Source organism: Prevotella melaninogenica ATCC 25845, assembly GCF_000144405.1.
In the GTDB taxonomy this organism is placed as follows: domain Bacteria; phylum Bacteroidota; class Bacteroidia; order Bacteroidales; family Bacteroidaceae; genus Prevotella; species Prevotella melaninogenica.
In genome coordinates this window covers 932337-955652 of record NC_014370.1, presented here as the reverse complement: position 1 = coordinate 955652, position 23316 = coordinate 932337, and the positions used below count along the sequence as shown (strand labels likewise).

23 protein-coding genes are annotated in these 23316 nt (G+C 44.1%); 9 read left to right on the top strand and 14 right to left on the bottom strand.

What is annotated here, in order from left to right; all coding sequences use genetic code 11:
• Positions 1–75: 75 nt before the first annotated feature.
• A complete protein-coding gene (locus tag HMPREF0659_RS03765; protein ID WP_013264925.1) occupies positions 76–804 on the bottom strand; it encodes an HAD family hydrolase in 729 nt (242 codons plus the stop codon).
• Positions 805–1294: 490 nt separating this feature from the next.
• On the opposite strand from HMPREF0659_RS03765, the gene HMPREF0659_RS03755 reads away from it, so the two are divergent.
• Positions 1295–2836 carry a sulfatase-like hydrolase/transferase gene (locus HMPREF0659_RS03755; protein WP_013263832.1) on the top strand — a complete coding sequence of 514 codons (1542 nt, stop codon included), beginning with the start codon at positions 1295–1297 and terminating at the stop codon, positions 2834–2836.
• A 412-nt stretch (positions 2837–3248) separates the two neighbouring features.
• Here HMPREF0659_RS03755 and HMPREF0659_RS03750 read toward each other — a convergent pair whose 3' ends face one another.
• Positions 3249–3716: a hypothetical protein gene (locus tag HMPREF0659_RS03750; protein WP_044045858.1), complete on the bottom strand. Its 468-nt coding sequence runs from the start codon at positions 3714–3716 to the stop codon at positions 3249–3251.
• Between the two features lie 846 nt (positions 3717–4562).
• On the opposite strand from HMPREF0659_RS03750, the gene HMPREF0659_RS03745 reads away from it, so the two are divergent.
• The 8 genes from HMPREF0659_RS03745 (at position 4563) to HMPREF0659_RS03710 (ending at position 13956) form a co-directional block, all read left to right on the top strand.
• Complete coding sequence (locus HMPREF0659_RS03745) at positions 4563–5852, top strand: ATP-binding protein (RefSeq protein ID WP_013264019.1); 1290 nt, start codon at positions 4563–4565, stop codon at positions 5850–5852.
• 487 nt (positions 5853–6339) lie between these two features.
• Positions 6340–6567 carry a hypothetical protein gene (locus HMPREF0659_RS03740; RefSeq protein WP_226893159.1) on the top strand — a complete coding sequence of 76 codons (228 nt, stop codon included), beginning with the start codon at positions 6340–6342 and terminating at the stop codon, positions 6565–6567.
• Positions 6560–6763 carry a helix-turn-helix domain-containing protein gene (locus HMPREF0659_RS03735; RefSeq protein ID WP_025791145.1) on the top strand — a complete coding sequence of 68 codons (204 nt, stop codon included), beginning with the start codon at positions 6560–6562 and terminating at the stop codon, positions 6761–6763. Before HMPREF0659_RS03740 ends, HMPREF0659_RS03735 begins: the two co-directional genes overlap by 8 nt.
• 108 nt (positions 6764–6871) lie before the next feature.
• Positions 6872–9982, top strand: coding sequence for a DNA primase (gene dnaG, locus HMPREF0659_RS03730; protein WP_044045856.1), 3111 nt, complete (start codon positions 6872–6874; stop codon positions 9980–9982).
• A gap of 146 nt (positions 9983–10128) precedes the next feature.
• On the top strand, positions 10129–11088 hold the full coding sequence (locus HMPREF0659_RS03725; RefSeq protein WP_025791141.1) for an AAA family ATPase: 960 nt from the start codon (positions 10129–10131) through the stop codon (positions 11086–11088).
• A gap of 8 nt (positions 11089–11096) precedes the next feature.
• A complete protein-coding gene (locus HMPREF0659_RS03720) occupies positions 11097–13499 on the top strand; it encodes a S8 family peptidase (RefSeq protein WP_013263898.1) in 2403 nt (800 codons plus the stop codon).
• A 26-nt stretch (positions 13500–13525) separates the two neighbouring features.
• On the top strand, positions 13526–13834 hold the full coding sequence (locus HMPREF0659_RS03715) for a helix-turn-helix transcriptional regulator (protein WP_025791139.1): 309 nt from the start codon (positions 13526–13528) through the stop codon (positions 13832–13834).
• The gene (locus HMPREF0659_RS03710; protein ID WP_108235544.1) at positions 13831–13956 is read left to right on the top strand and encodes an XRE family transcriptional regulator; all 126 of its coding nucleotides are present in this window, start codon (positions 13831–13833) and stop codon (positions 13954–13956) included. Before HMPREF0659_RS03715 ends, HMPREF0659_RS03710 begins: the two co-directional genes overlap by 4 nt.
• 282 nt (positions 13957–14238) lie before the next feature.
• Here the strand turns inward: HMPREF0659_RS03710 and HMPREF0659_RS03705 are convergent, their stop codons facing one another.
• The 12 genes from HMPREF0659_RS03705 to HMPREF0659_RS03655 all read right to left on the bottom strand — a co-directional run bounded on the left by HMPREF0659_RS03705 (position 14239) and on the right by HMPREF0659_RS03655 (position 23301).
• Positions 14239–15126, bottom strand: a complete 888-nt coding sequence (locus HMPREF0659_RS03705; protein WP_013264483.1) for a hypothetical protein — start codon at positions 15124–15126, stop codon at positions 14239–14241.
• Positions 15127–15594: 468 nt separating this feature from the next.
• Complete coding sequence (locus HMPREF0659_RS03700) at positions 15595–15963, bottom strand: hypothetical protein (RefSeq protein ID WP_013264841.1); 369 nt, start codon at positions 15961–15963, stop codon at positions 15595–15597.
• Positions 15964–16253: 290 nt separating this feature from the next.
• Positions 16254–16469 (bottom strand): hypothetical protein, encoded by a 216-nt coding sequence (locus HMPREF0659_RS12805; protein WP_174254475.1) that lies wholly within the window; start codon positions 16467–16469, stop codon positions 16254–16256.
• Between the two features lie 577 nt (positions 16470–17046).
• The gene (locus HMPREF0659_RS03695; RefSeq protein WP_013264015.1) at positions 17047–17262 is read right to left on the bottom strand and encodes a hypothetical protein; all 216 of its coding nucleotides are present in this window, start codon (positions 17260–17262) and stop codon (positions 17047–17049) included.
• Between the two features lie 53 nt (positions 17263–17315).
• Positions 17316–17537, bottom strand: coding sequence for a hypothetical protein (locus tag HMPREF0659_RS03690; RefSeq protein ID WP_013264447.1), 222 nt, complete (start codon positions 17535–17537; stop codon positions 17316–17318).
• Positions 17538–17541: 4 nt separating this feature from the next.
• A complete protein-coding gene (locus HMPREF0659_RS03685; protein ID WP_013264049.1) occupies positions 17542–18021 on the bottom strand; it encodes a BTB/POZ domain-containing protein in 480 nt (159 codons plus the stop codon).
• 371 nt (positions 18022–18392) lie between these two features.
• Entirely contained in the window at positions 18393–18896 is a 504-nt protein-coding gene (locus HMPREF0659_RS03680) for a hypothetical protein (protein ID WP_028900031.1), read from the bottom strand.
• A 13-nt stretch (positions 18897–18909) separates the two neighbouring features.
• A complete protein-coding gene (locus HMPREF0659_RS03675; RefSeq protein WP_013264795.1) occupies positions 18910–19707 on the bottom strand; it encodes a topoisomerase C-terminal repeat-containing protein in 798 nt (265 codons plus the stop codon).
• A 124-nt stretch (positions 19708–19831) separates the two neighbouring features.
• Entirely contained in the window at positions 19832–20554 is a 723-nt protein-coding gene (locus tag HMPREF0659_RS03670) for a hypothetical protein (RefSeq protein WP_013264878.1), read from the bottom strand.
• Entirely contained in the window at positions 20551–21750 is a 1200-nt protein-coding gene (locus HMPREF0659_RS03665) for a toprim domain-containing protein (RefSeq protein ID WP_013264375.1), read from the bottom strand. Before HMPREF0659_RS03665 ends, HMPREF0659_RS03670 begins: the two co-directional genes overlap by 4 nt.
• Positions 21751–21773: 23 nt before the next feature.
• Positions 21774–23093, bottom strand: a complete 1320-nt coding sequence (locus tag HMPREF0659_RS03660; protein WP_013264967.1) for an ArdC family protein — start codon at positions 23091–23093, stop codon at positions 21774–21776.
• Positions 23074–23301 carry a hypothetical protein gene (locus HMPREF0659_RS03655; protein ID WP_004382186.1) on the bottom strand — a complete coding sequence of 76 codons (228 nt, stop codon included), beginning with the start codon at positions 23299–23301 and terminating at the stop codon, positions 23074–23076. Before HMPREF0659_RS03655 ends, HMPREF0659_RS03660 begins: the two co-directional genes overlap by 20 nt.
• Positions 23302–23316 lie beyond the last annotated feature (15 nt).

Genomic DNA, 23316 nt, shown 5'->3' with positions numbered 1-23316 from the left:
GACAGGACTTTATTCCTTCTATATGCTACTAATTAATAACTTTCAAAAGGACTTCTTTTTAGCCAGAAGTCTACGTTATGAAAGCTTACACTCATCAATTAACCTGGAGCTAGGACTCAAGAAATTAGTCAGTTCTGCGAATCTTGATAATCTTATCAAATGTGGATGAATCTTATTAAGATATGATCTGTCCTCATTATCCATATAATTTGGAATATGAATCGCCCATCCTCCTATTTTTAATACTGGAACTACATCTTCTGAATATGAATCTCCGACCGCTAATAATTGCTCTGCTTTTACACCAAACTGTTTGCAAAGTCGTGTATAAGCATCTGGTGTTTTATCCGATACAATAACAATATCATCAAAATAGGGACGTAGTCCCGAGCGTTGAAACTTATTTTCCTGATCAAGCAGTTCTCCTTTTGTAAATACAATCATTCGATATCTACCAGTGTCATGCAGTTTTGCCAATGTTGTTTTAACTCCATCGAAAGGATGACCTGGTAATCGCAACAATTCTTTGCTTACCTCAACAATCTGTCCGATATCATAGCCCTTTACCTTTCCGTGACTGATTTTGACCGCATTCTCTATTAGTGATAGCATGAAAGCCTTACTTCCATAACCAAGGATTGGTATGTTAGCCTTTTCAGTGGCGCGGAGAGTATGGGACACCTCATCTGCAGAAGCATACGGGGCAAGAATCTCACAGTACACTTTTTCCACTGTATTAAAGTAGGTCTGACTACCCCACAGTGTATCATCAGCATCAAATGCTATAAGTGAAATCTCCGTCATAAGCCTAAAAAATTAGATATTATTGTTATCGTGAACATTCTCTTCTTTATTGAACCTTGTCCAATAAAGGCTGGTCGTAGACAGTAAATAATAAAATTCCTTTCAAAAATAATAAATCCTCCTTTCCTTTCTTTTTGCAGCAAAGATAATCCTTTTTTCCGTCATTACAAGTTTTTTATCAATATTTTTATCAACAAAACTGTTAATTTTACTTTTATTAATTATATGCAAATACATTGTATTTATCGACAAACCGCATGTATGCGTTAATAAACGTATTTTATCTATGCGCTCTGTTAACATCGACAAGCCCTATTTCAACTACGATGTTGAGGTAATTAATACGTTGAAAAGTTTGATTAATTCAAATATTTTTGCTTTCTTTGTGGTCGTTTAAATTTGGAAAGAAGATGTATATTTTGAATACTATTCTCTCATAAATTACATCTATAAAGTCCAAATATTTACCTAATTGGAAACTAAAAACAAAATGGAACAAAAACTCTTGACAATAGCCTTAGTGTCTTCTGCAATCGGAACAGGTCAGAAAGCTTTAGCTCAAACACGTGGAACAACTACAGATAAGCCAAATGTAATTATTATATTGGCTGATGATCTTGGCTATGGTGATTTAGAGTGTTATGGTGCCAAGAATGTTCAAACACCTAATATTAATAAGCTCGCACAGTCAGGTATACGTTTTACAAATGGACATGCAGTCGCTGCAACAAGTACTCCCTCTCGCTATTCGCTTCTTACTGGTGAATATGCTTGGCGTCGAGAAGGTACAGATGTAGCAGCTGGTAATGCTGGTATGATTATAAAACCGAGTCAATTTACGATGGCTGATATGTTTAAGAGTCGTGGATATGCTACCTGTGCTATAGGAAAGTGGCATCTTGGACTGGGTTACAAGGGGGGCGAACAAGACTGGAATGCACCTTTGCCAGAGTCGTTAGGCGATCTTGGTTTTGATTATCATTATATCATGGCTGCTACTGCGGATCGTGTACCATGTGTCTTTATAGAGAATGGTTCGGTTGCAAACTATGACCCGGCTCACCCAATAGAAGTATCCTATGTTCGAAACTTTGAGGGTGAACCTACAGGACGTAAGAATCCAGAACTCCTTTATAATATGCGTTCGAGTCATGGACATGACATGTCTATCGTTAATGGGATCGGCAGAATTGGTTATATGAAAGGTGGTGGAAAGGCTCTTTGGAAGGATGAAAACCTTGCCGATTCAATACTTGCACACGCAGTGAAATTTATTGAAAACCATAAGAAAGAACCTTTCTTTATGTATTTTGCAACAAATGATGTTCATGTTCCTCGCTTCCCTCACAAACGTTTCCGTGGAAAGAATCCAATGGGAATGAGAGGTGATGCTATCGTCCAGTTTGACTGGACAGTCGGACAATTAATGAAGAAACTACATGAACTAAAGATAGATGACAACGCACTCGTTATTCTTACAAGCGATAACGGACCTGTCGTAGATGATGGATATCAGGATGGTGCAGAAGAACTCCTCAATGGTCATAGCCCTGCTGGTCCTTTCCGTGGCAATAAATATAGTGCTTTTGAAGGTGGAACAGCTGTTCCATTAGTTATATCTTGGCCTCGTAAGATTAAGGGAGGAATGGTGTCTAAAGCACTTGTGAGTCAGATTGACCTTTTATCTTCTTTGGGTTCACTCGTTCAAGCAAGATTTCCCAAAGGTAGTGCACCTGACAGTCGTGACTACCTCCCTACCCTTCTTGGTAAAGACCTGAAGGGGCGCAACTATGTAATTGGACAATCTAACACACATGTCCTTTCAGTGCTTACCGCTCAATATCGGTACATTGAACCAAGTAACGGACCAAAAATGATTCAATGGGGACCAAAGATTGAAACAGGAAATCTTCCTTTTCCCCAACTTTATGATATGACTGTCAGTCCTTTCGAATCCAAAAATGTTGCTGATGAGCACCCTGATGAGGTTTCTCGTATGCAATTAATATTGAAAGAAGAGAGAAATAGATAGTACTATTAATTAATGTTTGATAGAAATTAAGACATCCAATTCTTTCGATATAGCTAACAGCAAAACTATTCCACATATTACAAGAATAGTTTTGTTTTGATTTGCTGTCACTTTTAACACTTCTTGTAATCCTTCTGTAAACTAACGAGTTAGATGAGAATATAGAGTGATAGAAGTGACAGCAATAGTTATTTTTTATCAATAAACCGAGTTCGCTCTGGCAATGAATTGTAAGCTGTAATGCCAGCAACACGATGAGTGCTTACCAACAGCACAATACGTGCGGAGCAGCAACACGATATGTGCGGGGTAATATAGAATTCTTAAAGGATATTAGTTTGATGTCAAGGAAGCCTCTCCTTATATTCAACTTTATAACAAACTTACTTTTTGAAGGAACTTAATGTTCAGTTTAAGTAGCTTGTTGTAAACTTAAAGTATCTTCTATTATTTGAGGTGATGTTTGGGGTTTGAAAATCATTAATACCAAAGGTTTTTCCTTAATAATATCATCTAATAAAAATATATTATCATCTATTAGGCAAGATAAACCTGTAAAGAAATCACATATCTTATTGTGAATATCCAGACTATCTACAAATCTTACATCAATATCCATTTCTAACTGTTCTGTACTATTTAAGTACCACCTAATAATAGGTCGTTTATCTAAGAAAAGGGTTATTATTTCATTACAAATATTGTCCTCTATACCCTCTGCAAACCCATGAAATCTATCTTCTATAGAAAACAAAGACGTTTTACAGATATAGTTATAAATATCTGTCAATGTCCCTTCTTTAAGATGTAGAGCAATTATATCTCTAATAAAATCATCATGAGTATAATATAAATATTTCTTTATTTGATACCAGTTCATAACGCTTACCTTATTCAAAATCCATTAAAAGTTTTTGTAACATATTCTAAAATCATACCAAGTAACTTTATTATAAACCATCGTTCTTTAATTTATTTCTTCATTACTTATTTTGTTCTTAGAACTCATTATATGACTTGAAATTTTCATAAATCGTTAAATCACTATATTAAGCATCTCAATGAGTGCAAAGATAATTAAATATCGATAAATAGAAGTAATTGTCAATAATAAATTACAAGATTAATGAGACTCTTGTCTATAATTAAAAATATATTTTTTATCGCTATAGCATTCTGATATTCAAAAGAAAAAGAGGAATATCCTTACGAACATTCCTCTTATAACATTCAGTGATTCCGTTGGAATCTTTTGTGATTCGGCTGGAATCATTTTACGAACTCTTGTGCCTTGATGTAATTAAATATGTATCAATGTGTTGAACGGATTTATTAAACATTCACTTTGTATTGAACTTTGCGGTGGTAACACACCCGTAACACATTTGGTACATGACCCAACAAGAATCATTAGCACATATTCTATCGAGGATGTTTTTAACTTGTTCAAAGAGCTACACTACCGTATTTATATATCGGAGTGTTTGAGGAACATGGTGCATCAAGAAGTTAAAAACTTAGCATAACACCTACTCCATCTAAATAACGGAACAAAGATAGTAGTTTTTCTTGAATACAACAACTAATTTCGCAAAAAATATCAATGGAACAGCACAAAAATAATTATTGTATAACCACAAAAAACATCAATGATAATACACAAAACACATCAATATAGTTGTTGTAACAAATAAATTTATTATCTTTGCAAAAAATATAAACTGATATGGAGTATTATAGTAGAATGGCAGATGGATTACTTGCCGATCATCTTGATTCTGCAGGTGCGGTATTGATAGAAGGTCCGAAGTGGTGTGGAAAAACAACTACTGCCACACAACAGGCTGCAAGCGTCATAAAGTTACAAGATCCTGATATGAGAGAGCGTTATTTCTCTGCCGCATCCATAAGACCATCTTTATTATTGGCAGGTGAAACGCCTCGCTTGATAGATGAATGGCAGGAAATCCCCATTTTGTGGGATTCTGTGCGAACGATGGTGGATGAACGGAATGATGTAGGTCAGTTTATCTTGACAGGTTCTAATTCCATAGATAAAAGTGCTATCAGACATTCGGGGACTGGTCGTATTGCAACAATGGAAATGCTTCCTATGAGCCTGTTCGAGTCCAAGGAATCATCTGGTACAGTTTCATTGAAAAAGTTGTTTGATGATCCTCTTTTAGATGTTGACGGCAAAACATCACCGATGCAGTTGGAAGACTTGATTTTTGCAGCCTGCAGAGGAGGATGGCCAGCTGCATTGAACCGTAAAACGGACAAAGCACGTCTTCAGGTTGCAAAAGACTATATCAATAGCCTTTGCCGAATAGACATTTCAACCATAGATGGTGTTGCACGCAACGAAAAGCTTACTCAGCTTATTCTTCGTACTTACGCCCGCAATGTCTCGACACTGGCAAAGAAGAGCAATATGCTGAAAGATATTAGGGCAAATGTAGAAACCTGTTCAGAAAACACGTTGAATGATTATCTGAACGCATTGACTAAACTCTTCGTCATACAAGATATAGAGGCTTGGAGTCCGGCGGTCAGGTCGGCATCAGCCATACGTCGCGGTGTAAAAAGAGAATTTGTAGATCCGTCTATCGCAGTAGCAGCCTTATCTATGTCTCCAGAAACATTGCTTATGGATTTGAAGACTTTTGGCTTTGTTTTTGAGTGCATGTGCATTCGTGACCTGAAAGCATATTCTCAGGCCTTAGGGGGCTATATCTCCTATTATCATGACCGATATGATTTAGAGGCAGATGCTGTTCTTCATCTGGAGGATGGAAGGTATGCGCTCATAGAATTCAAACTTGGAAGCAGGGAAATCGAGGAAGGAGCAGAACATCTTTTAGAGATTAAGCGTCTCGTCCAGCAATATAATGAAAAAGAAAAGCAGATTCGGCTTCGTGAACCAGACCTGCTGATGGTAATAACTGGAGGTGCTATGGCTTATTCAAGACCTGACGGAGTAAAAATAATACCCATAGGATGTATGAGAGATTAAATATGTGGTAATCCAAAGGATTCATTTAGCATCTTTATCCAACAGACAAAGATAGCAGGGTTCCAAAATTTATAGAGGTATGGCCAATAACGGTCATACCTTTTTTGTGTCGTTTTACATACAAGACACCGTTAGTCTTCAAAAATCCCATTAGAACCTGCCAAGTAGTGTTAAATAGTTGGTTGGTTGGTAAGTTTTGATGTCTTTTCTTTCTTTTTCCAGATTTTTTGATTATATTTTTGCAGCATTAAATCAGAAGAAACAAGTACAAAATGGCTGGAAAAGGATTTAGTGCTATTCTACACGTCCCCAAAACAGGGACCGGAATCTTTCTACTTTTGAATACCGGAGCAATATCGCTTCGGACTAAAATTTCATCAACATGAAAGTAAAAGTAGAAAAGGTAATCCATCCCTCAGCATGGATCAACGGCATCAGTGTCGGAGAGGTAAGAGTGGCCAACATTCCCCCAATGCGTGCGCACGCTGTGCACAACCTGGCAAGCAGATTCAACCGCCTCTTGGGTGAAGAAAAGGACCGCTTCCTCCATGTTTCTTACAACAGCTACGCCCATCGTATGGCCATCTGTGCCATCAGTATGGATCAGCGAGCCCTTGAACTAAACTCATTTGCAGATAAACATGAATGGACAAAGGAACTGCCCAAAGGATTCTTCGACAAAGAACCATGGGAGGAAGGACAAGAGTATGAGTAATGCCACGGACAACAACCACGGCATAGTAGATACCTCGGACACCGTTTATACCGTGCCCGATGTCGCCCGCATGTTCGGACGCAAGGAATGTACCATACGCAAGCGCATCGAGAAGGGACTTATCCCCGCCCACAAGATGGGACGCTGCTGGTACATCCTGAAGTCGGAACTGGTGGCGGGACTGAGAGATACTTAGCAGAATCCTCTAAATAACAAGTAACTAAGTAGAAGCCCCCAGCCGACCAGCTGTGAAGCCAGTCGGCTGGGGCATTTTTTGTGAACATTGAAATTATTAGAGGATGAGATGATACCCAAGACCATCATAGAAAAGATACTCGATGCGGCACATATAGAAGATGTGGTTGGCGAGTTCCTGCCACTCCAAAAGCGTGGCACCATCTATCGTGCGCTGTGCCCCTTCCACCAGGAGAAGACGCCATCGTTCACCGTTACGCCCAACCGCAGCATGTTCTACTGTTTTGGCTGCCACAAGGGAGGCAACGTGATCACCTTCCTGATGGAGCATGAGAACATGACCTACCCGGAAGCCGTCAGGTGGCTGGGTAGGAAGTACGGCATCGAGGTGGAGGAAAGAGAGGAAACCATCGACGAGAAGCAGCAACGGTTGAAACGCGAGTCGCTGCTGATTGTCAATACTGCCGTGCATAAGCATTACCGTGAGGTATTCCTGCGCTACAAGCCTGCCCAAGATTATGCCTACCGCCGCTGGGGGCAGAAGTATTGCGACGAGATAGAAATCGGTTTTGCGCCCATCGACGGCAAAGCCCTCGCCCATCTACCTCTGCAAAAGGAGTTTCTTCAGGAGTTGGGACTTATTAACCCACAAGGCTACGACTTCTTCCAGAACCGCATCGTCATCCCTATCAAGGACCGCTACCAACACATCATCGGCTTCACGGCAAGGGTGATGGACGACAGTCAGCCCAAATACCTCAACAGCAAGGAATCCCTTCTATACAGCAAGCGCAGCACCGTCTTCGGGTTGGACGTGGCATGGCGGGCAGCGGGCAAGACCGGGCAGATGTACCTCGTGGAGGGCGCACCCGACTGTATGCGTCTGCACGCCATCGGGGTGCAGAACGCCGTGGCCGACCTCGGCTCGGCGTGGACTGTGGAGCAGTTTCAGCTCATCAAGAGGGCTGCCAACAAGGTGTGCTTCATTCCCGACAACGACCCACTCAAGGGTGGAGCCGACTATGGCACGGGCATCGAGGCGGTGATGAAGGCTGGTAAACTCGCCACCGAACAGCACCTTACGGTGTCGGTCAAGGAGATAACTACCACGGAGGAAGGCAAGAAAGAAGATCCCGACACCTATTTCAAGAATCAAACCCTCTTCAAGGCCGTCGAGGAAGAGGACTTCATCCTGTGGCTGGCCGCCAAACTCTTTGAAACGAGCGGCAACACCGAGCAAAAAAGCGATGCCGTGAAGCGGATAGCCCATCTGCTCTCCTTTATCGACGACGATACCAAGCTCACCATGTTCATCGATGCCCTCACGAAGTACCACCGGGGCAAGCTCTTCTGGCAGAAAGCCATCGAGAACGAGCGGACGAGGCGCGACAGTCCGAAGGAGGACGATATCGACCTGAACCGCCAGTACGGATTCTGGATAGACCGCGGCAAATACTTCTCCACCACCGAGAAGGGCGGCGTACTCGAATGGAGCAACTTTACCCTTACGCCGCTCTTCCACATCAAAGACCCGCTCATGGCCAAACGCCTCTACCTGCTCACCAACGAACTGGGCGTCAAGGAGATTGTGGAGATGGAGCAGGAAGACCTTATCTCACTGCAAAAGTTCCGTCAGAAGCTCGAATCGCTCGGCAACTTCATCTGGAAGGCCAGTGAGAAGGAACTCATCAAACTGAAGAGTTTCCTCTACGAAAAGACCGAGACGGCTGCGCAAATCAAGCAGTTGGGCTGGAACAAGAAGGGCTTCTTTGCCTTTGGCAACGGTATCTTTGACGGTCGGCAGTTCCACGAGGTCAATGAGTACGGCATCGTCCACCTGGGCGAGAAGGGCAATTTCTATCTTCCCGCCCTCTCTCGGATTTATAAGGAGAACACCGACTACTTCCGCTTCGAGCGGCAATTCGTGCATTTCAACTTCTCCATGATCAGCCTCCGGGACTTCACCCGTCAACTCTTCCTCGTCTTCGGCGACAACGGCAAGATCGGCTTCTGCTTCTATCTCGCCACGCTCTTCCGCGACATCATCACCCTCACCACACGTTCCTTCCCCATCCTCGACCTCTTCGGTCCGAAGGGTTCCGGCAAGAGCGAACTGGGCCACACGCTCATGTCGTTCTTCGTGATCGACAACATACCGCCCAACATACAGAACTCCACCATTCCCGCCCTCAACGACACCGTGGCTGCCGCTGCCAATGCCCTGGTGCATATCGACGAATACAAGAACGGCATCGACACCGCCAAGATAGAGTTTATCAAGGGGCTTTGGGACGGCACGGGTCGCACGCGCATGAACATGGCCACCGACAAGAAGAAGGAAACCACCGCCGTGGATGCGGGCGTGATTATCTCCGGGCAGGAGATGCCCACGGCCGACATCGCCCTCTTCAGCCGACTCATCTTCCTCTTGTTTCCCAAATCGAACTTCACGGCAAGCGAGAAGGCGAACTATCAGCAATTGCTGCAAATCCGCTCCAAGGGACTGAGCCATCTCACCCTCCAGCTGCTTGCCCACCGCGACAAGTTCGGCCAGTGCTTCTACGACCAGTACCGGCAGACGCTTGACGACGTGAACAGTCGCCTCACGAGCCACACCATCATCGACCGAATTGTTCAGAACTGGGTGATTCCCCTCACGTCCTTTCGCTGTTTGGAAGGGAAGTTAGACACCACTTTATCCTACAAAGAACTGCTGGAGATCACTGTCGAGGGTATCGTCCATCAGAACATGGAGTGCAAGACCAACGACGAGTTGGGCAGCTTCTGGCGCATGGTGCAGTTTCTCAACAGCGAGGGCGAGATCAACGAGGATGCCGACTTCAAGATCAAGGCCGTGAGCCGCTTCCGTTCCACCCTCGTCAGCGAGACCGTCTGGACCGAGCCGCGCAAGATACTCTACCTACAGAAGACCCGTATCTTCATGCTCTACAAGCTCAATGCCCACCGCAACGGCGAGACCTCCCTGCCCGAGGAGTCGCTGCGCTACTATCTTGAAAACAGCAAAGAATATCTGGGCGAGCAGCGCATGACTTACCACGTCATTAAAAAAGGCAATCAAGTCCTCGACTTTGAGCACCGCGATGCCAAGGGGCAGCCCACCAAAATGTCCGTGCAGCAGCGTTCCTACTGCTTCGACTACGAAAAGCTCGTCGAGGCGTTTGATATCAATTTGGAGATGTCTCGTAATGAAGATATTTGAATATCGTGATTGTCTCACAAAAATATTCATTTATTATGTTATAACATGAATAATTTAGGTGTATGGTAATGTTTTAACAATGAAAGCTTGTCGTTACACAAATAAAACACTAAATTTGCAAAGCGAATTATTGTGTGTTAGTAATTATGATTAATTCTGACCAAGTATTATCCCTGATACGGAATCATTTGAATAATGATGATGCCCAGTTCAGGAAGGTGGCTTTACAGATATCAGCTGTAGAAGCCAAGAATGGTCATGTTATTTTAGCACGTACCATTCAAGATTTACTCGGTAAATCCAAGACTTCATTTAGTCCACTTCATATTTCTCCGAAGCATAAAGATGTAGAAGATCTTTTATTGCAAATTGAAAGTGATGAAGACTTGAAAAGTCTCATAACATCAGATGAGAACATTGAGAAAATCAACAGAATCATCAAGGAATATTTGAAACGAGACAATCTTCATAAGTATGGACTTGACAATAGACGAAAACTGTTGTTATATGGTGAATCCGGAACAGGTAAAACTATGACAGCTAATGTTCTGTCTAGGGAACTAAATCTTCCTTTCTTTGTAGTACGTACAGAAAAGGTTGTTACGAAGTTCATGGGAGAAACCGGGTTGAAACTAAGTAATATCTTTGATTTTATCTCCGAAGTACCAGCTGTATATCTTTTTGATGAATTTGATGCAATTGGAGCTCAAAGAGGAATGGACAACGAAGTTGGTGAGCAACGTCGTATTTTAAACACATTCTTACAGCTCTTAGAAAGAGATTCTTCTGAAAGTTTTATTATCGCAGCAACAAACAGCATCGAATCAATAGATAAGGCTATGTTCCGCAGATTCGATGATGTGATAGAATATACTTTACCAGATTCAAAACAACGTCTAAAGCTTTTAAAAGAATATTTATATACGGCAAAGGATCTTGATTTTTCAATGGTCGAGCCTTTGTTTGACGGAATGAGTCATGCAGAGATTAAAATGGTCTGTGCTGACATATTCAAAGAATCCCTTTTAAACGATACACCTATCAACATTAATCTTGTAAAAACCGTTCTTGATATGCGTAGCATTTTGGTACGCAATATCGGGTAATATTTTTTATGCACAAAAAACATTTCTTCTTAGGTAATCAAATAGCTGAGAATAAAGGATTTACACCCCAACCGCAAGGAGGTGGCTCTCCAGCAGAATTTCCACAATACGATAATAGAAGAGCTCATGCAGATGCATTAAAACAGCAATATGCTAATGCATTTGCAAATGCAATTAATGAGCAAGAGCCACTTCTTCAGTATGGGCAGCATACGGCTGATGGTGCCTATCTGGATTTTACCGTACCACAAAACATGATACCTTCATCTCTTGACACCCAAAGAGGCGCTCGAATAATGAAGATCCATAAAAAGGATTCAGAGGATGATAATGTTGATGTAACAGTTTTTGTTTCGAACAAACATAAAGATTGGTTTGATAAGAAGGCTGATAAATTTGCTACAGCAGAGACAGAAAAGAAAAAACCATGCAATGAATCTCTTATCGCTCCAATACAAGGTATTTCATCAGCAAAAATAGAATCCCTATTTGAGTCAAATGACGAATATGAAGCCTTAGGACCTGCAGAGGAAATGGGATTCGAATTGTGGATTTGTAAGACAGATGATTATAACATCAATGATATTCAGATCGTTTTAGATGACCTGAGTATAAAATGTCAAATAGAACAACGGCTGCAATTTGCGGATGTTGATGTTTTTCTAATTACAACAAACAAGACCGTTCTTGCACAATTGCCATACCACATGGCAAACATATCTGAAATCCGCCGTTATAAGCAGCCATCTATTTTAACAGAATCTTCAGAGGTCAGTCGAGAATGGACAGACATACTTGCAAACGAGTTACAGTTTGAAGAATCTGATGTTCACATAGGTATTTTAGATAGCGGTGTAAATAATGCGCATCCATTAATAGCTCAAGCACTCCCAGACAGTCGTATGTCCACTGCTATCAATGTTCAAGATAACCTAGATCACATAGATCATGGAACAGGAATGGCAGGCTTGGTTCTCATGGGAGATTTGAAAAAATTGGCATACGATAGAGGAAATTTACCAGTTGTCCAGCATAATTTAGCTTCTGTGAAGATTGTAGATGCAAATTACTCCACAGCCCCTTCATTTTATGGCGCTGTTATTGAAGATGCTATATCTCAAAGTCAAGACATGGGAGCTGATATTGATTGTATGGCGGTAACAGATTCAATTTCTGATGATGGAAAACCAACATCTAGTTCAGCTGCTCTTGATGAAAGTATTTATCATAGTGGAGAATGTGATCGCCTAGTATTGGTTTCTGCTGGTAATATATATCAAGATGATGTAGACGCCACCAATTATATTAAATCATGTAAGGCAAATGCTATAAATAGTCCTGCTCAGGCATGGAATGCTCTAACGGTTGGCGCATATACAGAACTTTCTATACCTGCAGATAAGACTGCTAAAGGAATAGCGTCCCCTAAAGGAGTGTCCCCATATTCATGTACTTCGTTTAGTTGGCATGAAGAAAGAGTTAAACCAGAAATTGTAATGGAGGGTGGAAATCTGGCATATAGTCCATCTATGGGTTTATATCCTGACGAGGATCTGTGCCTTATCACAACCAGCAATGATTTACGTTCCCCTCTTGAGACGTTTAATGCTACAAGTGCTGCAACAGCTCTTGCTGCGCGTCTTGCAGCAAAGATAAAGGTAGAGAATCCTAATTTAAGTATGCTGTCAATCAGAGCGTTGATGGTACATTCAGCTCGTTGGACAGATGAAATGAAAAGTATTGATGACGGAAGACCTCAAGATATAATACCACTCTGTGGATATGGCGTCCCAGATGAAGATATAGCAGCATATAGCAGTGAAAAATATGCAACTTATGTATTTGAAAATGAATTAAAGCCATACAAGTCCGGGGGGACGAATACATACAATGAAATGCATTTCTATGCTTTGCCATGGCCTGTAGACGTACTAGAAGCAATGCACGATGAAGTTGTAACTTTACGTATAACTCTGTCATACTATGTCGAGCCGGCACCAGGAAAATCCGGAAAGAACAATAAATACCGCTACCCATCAGCCACTTTGCGTTTTGATGTAAAAACTCCAATTGAGAACGATTCAGAATTCTTGGCTCGCCACAATAAACTCGAAGGTGAAAAAACAAGTGACAATAATTCGACACGATGGAATATCGGACAGCAGCGTCGAGAAAGAGGTACCGTCCAGTCAGACTGGTTCTCATGTACGGCACAAGAGTTAGCAAGCTGTGGGCAAATTGTTGTGTTCCCAGGTCCTGGTTGGTGGAAAGAGCGTAAGCTTGAAAATGTCGATAATAAGATAAAGTATTCACTTGTGGTATCAATTCAGACGGAGAAAACTGAAATTTACCAAGCTGTAGAGACCGCTATTGCAAACAGAATAGCAATTCCAATTTCGAATCATTATTAAAAAGTATGAGGTTGCTTGATGGCCACATGAACCAAATCATCAACAAACTGGAAGCGCACGAGAGCAAGACTCCCTCACGCTGGCGCGAGGCGGCTGAATACCGCCAGGCCAACAAGTCGTGGCTCCGCCACTCGCAGCGTATTGCGATGCTTATGCTCGACAAGATGGACGAACTCCATCTTACCCAGACAGAACTTGCCCGGCGCATGGGCTGCTCGCAGCAGTACGTGTCGAAGATACTTCGTGGCAAGGAAAACCTTTCCATCGAGACACTATGTAAGATAGAGGATGCCCTCTCACTCCATTTGCTCCCCAGCGAGGTAGAAGCCGTATGATGAAGCTATACTCACATGAAGATATGCTCGACCAGGTGTTGGGCAGCAAAGGCACTCCTGCCCGTAATGCTTATGAGCAGAAAATCAACTACCTCTTGAAAGATAAAAGAGATACGCATTAAGAAAAGATACCAAAGGTTTGTATAGATAGGATTTATACTGTATCTTTGCACCGCTAGAACCCACCAAGCCTCTCAACGATGCTCAAATGAGTTTGCAAATGAGGGCAATGGAAAGTGCACTTTCACATTGCCGAATGCAGCAAGCATTATACAAATGTGCGGGTCGTTTTTTTACAAAGCCGCCATTACCAAGGTGTAAGTCCTTGTAATGGCGGATTTTTATATTCGCAACTTTTTCAGAAAGGAACTTGTTGAAGAGAATAACAATTAATCGTTTCCAAATCAATGATTAATGGACAATATCTTATCATAGTTCACACCTTTATATTCGTTCCTACGCCCTTTCAGCACAACTTTCATGGAGTCGAGAGGTTGATAACTGTGACGTTTGTAGAAATAAATTCTACTATATAATAGCATTTTAGTTGTATCTATGTCTATCATTTCACTTGCAATATCAAACTTGAGAGAATGTCTGTCGCTTATTTTTGGGGGAAAGATAGCAAATTTGCCTTGTTGTTTGATTTTCCATAACAATTCATCGGTGCAATATTCCTTGATGATTTGCTGTAAAGATTCTGCGTCAAAAGGTTTGTAAAGACATTCATGGGAATATAACAAATAAAATTCGGTCACCAAATCTGATTCGTCTAAACTCTGTGGCATCAGGTATTTGTTGACGTTACCGTCTTTAGAGAATGCTAAAATGTAAGTGTATCCATCGTCTGTTTCAGGTAGGTATGAACCTACAAATAGATAGACTGTCGTATTAGAAACAGCAAAGAGGGGTCCGGCATATAGTTGTCGTTCATTATCTGGACTCCCTAATAGCCATGGCGTAGTTACAGCCTTTTGATGGAAAAGTGTTTTGCCATTTTTGGCAATTGTCACAAAAAGCGTTTTATCGTAGAAGTTCTCATTTTTTATCTTAATGCCATTGTCTGCAGTTTGTAATAGCATATGCCAATCCCTTACTATGGTATCAAGTTCGATGGTCATTTTAGACTTGGCATCCACAAAAGAATCCGATTTTCCATCAATGATGGAATGACCTCTTCCGTTCGCTCTTGAAACCATAGTTGCTTTTCTTTCACAACCAGCCGACATCAGCAGGATTACAATAATAGTGCTAAAGAATAGTAGATGGATATAGTTTAACTTTCTTCCCATAATTCACCTGTTTTAGTTTTAATATTGCAAATATAGTGAAAAATACATGAAAGTAAACACCCTTATGTTTGAAAAATATCGATGAAAAGCTTAATTAGCGTTCAATGGGTATCTTTTCGGCCTCCGAAAATGCTTGTCTTAATTGTCTTATATGTCTTGTCATTGATTATCAATGGGTTATATGCTGCTTGTTTTGTCTTGACTTGTCATCGCTTGTCTTAGAAAAGGGCTGAAGTGGAGAATCTTTCTAATTTAGTCAAATTAGATTAAGTCTTGTCCAATAATAAAGAATATTATATTACTGAATATCAACACTTTATGTGTTTATGAAAAATAAGACAGAAAAGACAGCCAAAAAATATATGCCCTATGAAAAATAAAAAGGCGGAAGCTCCGCCTTTTCACTTAGCTGCACTCGGCAAAGTTGAAGTAAGCTCCCTTTGCTCTCGTTTGCAAAGTCTTTTGTTACTACTCTTCATATAGCCTTGACAGAAAGTCCTGTAGCCGCCTATCCTGTATCTCGGCAAGTGGGCATGGCTTAAAGTTCAGCACCTGCCTAATGCGCAACGTGCCCAGACCATACCGTGAGCCATCCACCGTGATGCCTTCCATCTCCTTCACAGAGGCGTAGCCATACTCCGTTTCAGCCATGCCGACGACGATACTGAATAAAGTGAAGTCATCGCCTTCTGGCTGTCCCTCCAGTACATACCAGCGGATGAGTCCAATCTCGAATACACAGACACAAGTAGCGTCCTTTTGCTTCCCATCCTGAGAATAAAGGGGGAAGTCCTTCAGCTGTTCGGCGAGTTCTGCCGTCATCAAACGATTTGCCATATAAAAAGCTATTGTGGAGCAGTGGTGAGCCACCCCGTTACTTTGATTTCGATTCTTTTCCCTCCTGTGAAGTCTAACGACTTCTTCGGGGAAACGATTTTCGAGCAAATAAGTCGCTATTGGACGACACATTCAACGGCAAGGAATTTTTCAAGTTTTTATTAGCTTACCACAACCAAACTAAGAACGGCCATTAAAAACCTGAAAAATAAGGCACTGGTACTTGACCAGAAGGTGCCAATAGCGAACTTCGCGAAGGAAATGGATGACCACCGAAGAAGGTTTATTTCTCACAGCAAAACGAGTGCGCAATGGCAGGTAATGAGTTGAAGAGAGCCGAAAATAGAATGGAAGAACTGCATGCAATGATGCGGACCTTCTTGCTGCAAGTCTGAAATAGAATGTGGTGTCTTCAACTCATCACTGGCCTTGCTGCGCACGGAATGACCTAACCTCTCTCCCTTGTCATTCTTCGTCCCTGAAGAATGATGGAAGCGGTATCGCAATGATTGCTGCTCTATGCGCAATGAATGGAGATACGGCCTTCAGGGAAATGGGCACAAAGCAGTTAGGTAAAACCTGTAAAGATAGTCAGTTTATCGTCAGTGCAACGAAAAAGTGAGTTACACCGACAATAAACTGGCGTTACACTGGATAGAGCGTGCGATATGGTGTGCATAGGCATGGAGCAGGAAGTAAGATAGGCGGAGCCGTGAAGTGGTCATGGGCGATAAGTCCTTGACAAGTGAAACAGCGGTAGCCTATCCTTCCTGCCCCCATTGCCCATGCACTCCATTCAGCACAAAACAACCTAACCGCTCTCCCTTGTCGCTCTACGTTCCGGCGGAGCGATGAAAGCGGTGTGGAGCCATCACGATCATTTATGGCGTGATAGCGAGATACGGCTTTCAGGGAAATAAAGTACTCCCAACGAATTGTCTTGTTTTCTGCGTCAAAAACAAGACTTTTTATCTCTGTTATTCATCCTTCCGATGGGCAATTCCCTCCCAAGCAGGCAGCGAACTGTGACCGCTGCCCGACTTTGAAAGCCGGGTATACCAGCCTGATATGCCCAGCCGTACCTTACTTCTCCCTGCTTATTCTGGCCACCTGCTTATAAGGGTGGTTACAGAAATTCCAGTCTATCTCATTGTCTGGCAGCGTGGTTTGTATGCCACTGTCCATGACCATGCCACAATGCTTTAGTATTTTATCCTTGGCTTCCTCCCTGCTTTCAGCTTCTACCTTGAAAGTACCCTCGAAGATGTATCGAGCCGTTACACTATACGTTTTCTTCATTGTAACTTGCTTTTGTGGAGTATGCCGATAGCTCGGCACACTCCTGGTTCTACTTAGTCAAACATCGTATTGACGTGGGTCTCAAACTCGTCATCGGAGTAGTTATAGAAAATATCGTCCTCCACATATCCGTAAAACAGATTGTCCACCGATGGATAGTCGCCCCTCCACTTGTCGCACACACTACAAGGTGCAAACAGGGCATCGCCCAACTGCGCATTGCAAATCTCCCTTGCATCAACGCCCTCTATCGAAAAAATACTGATATTCTCCATACGCTTAAAAATGAAAATCAATGATACCACCGATATAAAGCTCGTCGCCTTCCGTCAGATGCTCCACCATGCGCATCAACTCCACCGACTTCTCCGCAAAGGTCTGATAGTCGTCATTGCAAAGGTAGAAGTGTGCTGCGGTATCGAGTGGGTTCTGTAATTCGTTTTCCAGCCGGTACACCTCACCGCAAAAGTTCATCACGTTTTCCATGTTCACCTTTGCAGCCCTTATCTGAATACGCTCCACCCACTCACGTTTCCACTGCTCAAAACCACCTTGATACACCAACGTCGTTTCATCTTTGAGGTGAAACATACCCAATGGCAGTATGTCATCTACGAGCGAGCAAACGGCTCTCTTCCGCTCTTCCTCCGATATGGCGGCACAGTAGTCGTAATCGCTGCCATCACCCTGCAACAAGGTATCTTCACAAAGATAGCCCTCGATGCGTTCTTCCGATAATTGAAAAATCCATGCGTGCATAACTTATAATTTTATGAGGTTAAACTTAATCTTTTCCCTTTTGTGAAGTCTTCAGACTTCTTGCAGGTACTTAATTTTCGAGCAAAACAGGACGGTATAAGCGGGAAAGATAAGGCAAGTAATGCACAGAAAATCGACGGAATACCCCAATCTATGATTGTTGGGAAGGCTGCCGTCTATTTTCCTGCGCATAGCCGTAGCGGTACTTGCCGTTCTTTCCTATGCCGTAACTTTGCAAAGAAAATGAGCACATGTAGCAAGGAGGCAACTGCAAACATGGAAATGATACACAAAAAATGGAGACTGTCTCACGACAATCTCCACCTAAACAAAAGAGAATTAACCCAATTCAACCAAAAATGCCAATATCTTTATGGTAGCGGTAACTCAAACGTCCTTACTACCGCCTTGCCGTCCATGCTAATGAAGAACCACCGCTCAGCATTGTACTTCATGCCATGATGTGTTACCGCCTGATAGTCGATCTTCACTTTCCAGCCCGTCCATTCCTTCCTGTCAGTTGCCTGGCTAAGCATTTGCCTGATGTCCGAGTTGGCACGCATCTGCCTTTCAGCGAGATCCATCACGTAGAAGTCGTTGATGTCCAGCGACTGCATATTGTCAGTTCGCCTCATGATGCTGTCCGTTACCGATTTCATGATACGGACGATGCCTGCCTTCTCCTTTTGCGAGAAGTAGCTGAATCCAAACGCCGAGTCTGGTTCTGATATAGCCATCACCTGTAACTGCTTAGGATATTCCACCGACTGTTTCAGATTCTCCACTACCAACTGCTTCAACGCATGACGTTTATTCGTACAACCAGTGAGGCATAACAATGCCACCACTAAATATATAATACTTTGTCTTTTCATCATCAATAACTAATTAAATCATGATTATTCTGTCCTTTTCAGGCGTTAGCTGCAGACGCTTGTAGTACACCGTACCGTCTTCCTTGTAGAACTCAATGCTGTCCCTCGTCACGCCCTGCTCACATATCTGCTTCACCTCCTCCACCGACACGGCATGACCGCTGATGTTACGCCAGATGGAGAACTTGCAGGGATGTTCGGTATTGCGGTAATTGGCACAGTTGTATGCCTTCAGCCCTACATGCAGGTCTCCCCCGCAATGCGGACACTTTGCGATGCGCGATTCCAGCTTCACCTTGCCCTCGGCTATCGACAGCGACGAGGCAAACATCTTCCACTCATTCGAGGCAAAGCCCTCCAAAGCGATATGCTTGCCATTCAAGAACGCCACGGCATCCTGCTCCGTGATCCTGCGGTTGCAGATGATGCCCGGAATCATGAAATCGCATGACGGATGCTCTCCGATGGAGTTCTCACACCGGTAGCCTTTCGAGGTCTTGCGAATCCTGCCTCCGCAGAGAGGACATACGCCGTCGATGTAATGCACACCCGACGAGACCTCTACCTTTCCATTACGGATGACGAGAGCCGCCTTGAAATGCTGGCCGTCCCTGTTCTGTAACTGCAACGGATTGGTATGGCCATGCTTGACAAGCTGCGCAACCAGTTCCTCTGTCATTTCCAGATTAAACACACGATTAGGGATAACGAACCCGCAGGACTGCTCACTGCACTTCCACTCCTGTTCGTTATGTACCATTGTGCCCCTGCCACACACGGGGCAGGTCTGTAAATTGTCAGTATCACTCATTTTGTTATTTCTTTACGTTATATGTTACTCTATCTTTGGCAACCCTCCGTTTGCACCGCTCCTCCTCGAAATAACAAAGTGTAGCGAGTGCAAAAGTACAGAAAATTGCCCATATTCAGGCCTGTCAGATGTATTTCCACTCATAGACCAGTCCATCCACAATCGCCTTCCCCGACATCACCGTGGCCCAGCCTTCTGGATCAAGCCCGAACCAAAGGTCATTCCACGAGTACGTCCTTACCTGCCATGCCAGCAACCAAAGGTCAGTATTGATGGTCTCCAGTTTCGTTACCACCTCATTGGCAATGTAATACCGTTCCGCCGAAGAGAGCAAGTTTACCTTATGCTTCTCATTGATGGGCTTGCCCGTGGCATCATAGCCACTCACGTTGTATGTGCCGCTTGTCACCAGCTGCTTCATGAACGGATAGAGCGAAGCCATCTGCGTGGCAGCGTCCGTCAGCTCATCAGACACCAACAACGCAATGGCCGTTCCTTTCAGACGACCGGGCAGCGACTGGCGTAATAGGCTCATGTTTCGGGGTATTTCTACCGTCGTCAATTCCGCTGCCCGCTTAATCTGATAGAGGTTCTGCATCGCACCCTGTGCATTGGAAAGATACTCCAGCATCTTGTCCTCTACCTTGTGCATCCTGTCCATGGCTACCGTGACCGCCGTTTCCGCTGCAATGATTTTCTTCTGCGTCTTCTCGCGGTCTTTGAAAATCTTTTTCAGCATCTCGCTCTGCGCTACCACGGCGCCCGTCAGCGTCGGATCCGTCTGCTGTGCCAGCATTGGGCAGAAGGCCAAGCCTCCAACCATCATTGTCACAAGAATTCGTTTCATAAGCCTACTCCTTTCTCTCGGCGGTCGGCCAGATTTCGGTCCCTTGCAAACTTGTTTTTTACCGCCACAACTTCCAACTGTTTACCCATCAACTGGTCGTTCCAGTCTTTGTAGTTTGCGGCAGTCTTCCATTCACCCACGTTATAGCGGATATGGATGTGCTTGCGAAGCTCACGGATCGACAACTGGTCGTTAGGAATGGCAAAGCTCCTATCACCAATGGTAATCTTTACCTCGCTATCTTCCTTATGTATATTCATGCGAATACCCTCCAACAGGGCAGCCATACGGATGCCATAGATGCGCCCAGCAAGGTCATTGTCGAAACAGTCCATCGCCTTGGCTTCAGGGTAATGCGACATGATGCCTTTGACTTGTCCGTCAGAGAATGTACCGCCCAGCGACACGAATACCGAATGAGCAGCATCCAAGCGAAGGTGATTCAGCTGATAGAACGCCATGATGTCGTAGGCACTCTCTGCGAAATACACATTTCGGATGTCCGCTGGATTACCACCTCTTGACAGGTCAGCAATCCATGCGCCTGTTGTCGAGTTGGTACCAGCTGCTTTACTTTTGAATGAGCCGAAGCCACGGATTTCATAGCCTACCACCTTGTCCTTGCCAGCCTCCGTATAAGAGAAACCGATGTTGAACTGCTTGTAGGTGGTATGGCAGCTGTCCCTTATCTGCTTGATGAATGGAGCGAAGACACCCACCGTCTCCTCTTTGATGCCACGTTGGGCAAAGAATGCCATCACCTCAGACAAATCACGGCCTATCTCCTTCACTTCGTAGCGTTTCGGATCGAACACACGGTTGTCGCTATATCCGGCTTTTGTGAGATACTGGCTATCACCATAGTCGGGAATTGGCTCGTTGGCAAAGCGTGCCATCACCTTACCGATGATTTCCCACTCGTTCCTGCCGGACTCGTGAAAGCTGTTAAGATTCTCACGAATCAACGACACCACATCGCCGCCCTTCGCCCCGTTACGACGAAAATAGGTCTGTGAAGCCTTCTCCTTCGGATTCTTGATGATGAGCTTGTCCTTATGCCCCGTGGTGTCAGGCAGCACCATTTCGATATATCTGCCCACACCCGCCGAGCGGTCGAGGCGATACCCCAGGTAATAGGCAATGTCATCCACGCCGACCTTGGCTTTCAGGTCTTTGAAGTTTACGGTCTGTTTCATAACTATCTACAAGTATAAAGAGGTTAGATTTTCATACCATGCGAGCGTCGCTGTCCTTGTGAGAGGATTATATCGCCATAGCTTTTTTCCAGCGTATGGGAGAGCAGACGGGCCTTCTCCGCTTCCTCCGAGAGAGAAAAATAGAGGATGCCCACATTTCGGTCAATTGGTTTGATGCCCAAATCCTTGCCTTGGAACGAGGCACGCACCGCATAGTCGCCGTCATTCTGCTTGATGATCGAAGCGTTCTCAAAGACAATCTTGTCCTTGGCGGTATCGGCAGAAAGGTTCCTATTCTTGTCGAGCAAAGGCTCTTCGCCCAACGCCATCTTCTGCTTGTCCACCTCTTCCAGTACCATGTTGGCAGCCTTGTTCACGTCAGCAATCACCGACACGATGAACTTAGGATTCTCTTTGAGGGTAGAGATCCAGCCATCGAGGTAGGCCGCATTGTTGTCCAGTATGCGCTTGTCAAAGCCCATTGAGTTGCCCACCATCGCCGCCGTCAGCTCAGCTACCAGTTCCTCCTTGGCATACATTGCGTCTCCGAACTTCTCATGACTGCCCCTGTTCAGCCGAGGTTCCGTACCCGTGGAGTGAGCCATCTCGTGCAGGGCCGTGGAGTAGTATTCCATACCGTCCTTATACACTTCCTCCGGTGTCTTGCCGATGTTGAACTGTTCTTTCCTTGGAATGACGATGATGTCCTTGGAGGGAGAAAAGTATGCACCGGGTACCTGCTTGTCATATTGGATAGGACAAATCCACTCCTGTTTCTCAAACATACGGTCGAGTGCCTTGCTTGTAAACATCCCCTCTGCATCACGCAGTTCAGGCGGTGCAAATAGCTTTTTGAGTGCTTCCACCTTATCAGGCTTCACCTCAGCCAGATTGGTCTGATCAACATTGAACACATTGTAGGCCTTTAGGAATGGAATGGTCTGCACCTGCATCCGCTCCGCAAGGCTCATCTTGCGGTAGGTGTCTTTGGTGATTTTGCGTCCGTCCTTGTCCCTTGCCATGATGTCCCAGTAGAGCACCGGCATGGCCGACTCGCCCTTCTTGACATACGCTCCCAAGTCATTGGTTTGCTTGAAGGTGAGATACACGGGCATTGAGTAGCCACGGAGAGCCGTGTCCAGTTGGAGGAAGAAAGAGTTACTTCCCGAATATCCACGCCCGGACACATTCTGAGGCATGGCACCGGGGGCGGTGGCACCGCCTATCCACTCCTTGTGCCAGCCCACGGACTTCATCTGTTCCATGCGCCCAATCATCATCTCCGTGAACCTGTCCACGGCTTTCTGACCGAGCGTCTTTGTTTCAGTTCCAGCTGTAGTCATAGTCGTCCTCTGCCAAGATTTGCTTGTCCTGCATACTCAGTTCCACCGACTCCATGTAGAACTCTGCGGTATCTTCACTCGGATGCGTGTTGTGTTCCTTGCACCACTGCATGAAGCCGTCCGCATGCTCGCCTTCGAGCGTGAACTGCAGCCACCCGATCCGTCTGTCCTGTTTGAGCTGGACCAGCTCTTCAAAACTATATGCCATTTTCTTTGATTTTAT

Bases quoted from the DNA above. Each gene is read 5' to 3' on its own strand.
- HMPREF0659_RS03765 (WP_013264925.1), bottom strand. From the start codon at position 804: ATGACGGAGATTTCACTTATAGCATTTGATGCTGATGATACACTGTGG.
- HMPREF0659_RS03755 (WP_013263832.1), top strand. From the start codon at position 1,295: ATGGAACAAAAACTCTTGACAATAGCCTTAGTGTCTTCTGCAATCGGA.
- HMPREF0659_RS03750 (WP_044045858.1), bottom strand. From the start codon at position 3,716: ATGAACTGGTATCAAATAAAGAAATATTTATATTATACTCATGATGAT.
- HMPREF0659_RS03745 (WP_013264019.1), top strand. From the start codon at position 4,563: ATGGAGTATTATAGTAGAATGGCAGATGGATTACTTGCCGATCATCTT.
- HMPREF0659_RS03735 (WP_025791145.1), top strand. From the start codon at position 6,560: ATGAGTAATGCCACGGACAACAACCACGGCATAGTAGATACCTCGGAC.
- dnaG (WP_044045856.1), top strand. From the start codon at position 6,872: ATGATACCCAAGACCATCATAGAAAAGATACTCGATGCGGCACATATA.
- HMPREF0659_RS03725 (WP_025791141.1), top strand. From the start codon at position 10,129: ATGATTAATTCTGACCAAGTATTATCCCTGATACGGAATCATTTGAAT.
- HMPREF0659_RS03720 (WP_013263898.1), top strand. From the start codon at position 11,097: ATGCACAAAAAACATTTCTTCTTAGGTAATCAAATAGCTGAGAATAAA.
- HMPREF0659_RS03715 (WP_025791139.1), top strand. From the start codon at position 13,526: ATGAACCAAATCATCAACAAACTGGAAGCGCACGAGAGCAAGACTCCC.
- HMPREF0659_RS03710 (WP_108235544.1), top strand. From the start codon at position 13,831: ATGATGAAGCTATACTCACATGAAGATATGCTCGACCAGGTGTTGGGC.
- HMPREF0659_RS03705 (WP_013264483.1), bottom strand. From the start codon at position 15,126: ATGGGAAGAAAGTTAAACTATATCCATCTACTATTCTTTAGCACTATT.
- HMPREF0659_RS03700 (WP_013264841.1), bottom strand. From the start codon at position 15,963: ATGGCAAATCGTTTGATGACGGCAGAACTCGCCGAACAGCTGAAGGAC.
- HMPREF0659_RS03695 (WP_013264015.1), bottom strand. From the start codon at position 17,262: ATGAAGAAAACGTATAGTGTAACGGCTCGATACATCTTCGAGGGTACT.
- HMPREF0659_RS03690 (WP_013264447.1), bottom strand. From the start codon at position 17,537: ATGGAGAATATCAGTATTTTTTCGATAGAGGGCGTTGATGCAAGGGAG.
- HMPREF0659_RS03685 (WP_013264049.1), bottom strand. From the start codon at position 18,021: ATGCACGCATGGATTTTTCAATTATCGGAAGAACGCATCGAGGGCTAT.
- HMPREF0659_RS03680 (WP_028900031.1), bottom strand. From the start codon at position 18,896: ATGAAAAGACAAAGTATTATATATTTAGTGGTGGCATTGTTATGCCTC.
- HMPREF0659_RS03675 (WP_013264795.1), bottom strand. From the start codon at position 19,707: ATGAGTGATACTGACAATTTACAGACCTGCCCCGTGTGTGGCAGGGGC.
- HMPREF0659_RS03670 (WP_013264878.1), bottom strand. From the start codon at position 20,554: ATGAAACGAATTCTTGTGACAATGATGGTTGGAGGCTTGGCCTTCTGC.
- HMPREF0659_RS03665 (WP_013264375.1), bottom strand. From the start codon at position 21,750: ATGAAACAGACCGTAAACTTCAAAGACCTGAAAGCCAAGGTCGGCGTG.
- HMPREF0659_RS03660 (WP_013264967.1), bottom strand. From the start codon at position 23,093: ATGACTACAGCTGGAACTGAAACAAAGACGCTCGGTCAGAAAGCCGTG.
- HMPREF0659_RS03655 (WP_004382186.1), bottom strand. From the start codon at position 23,301: ATGGCATATAGTTTTGAAGAGCTGGTCCAGCTCAAACAGGACAGACGG.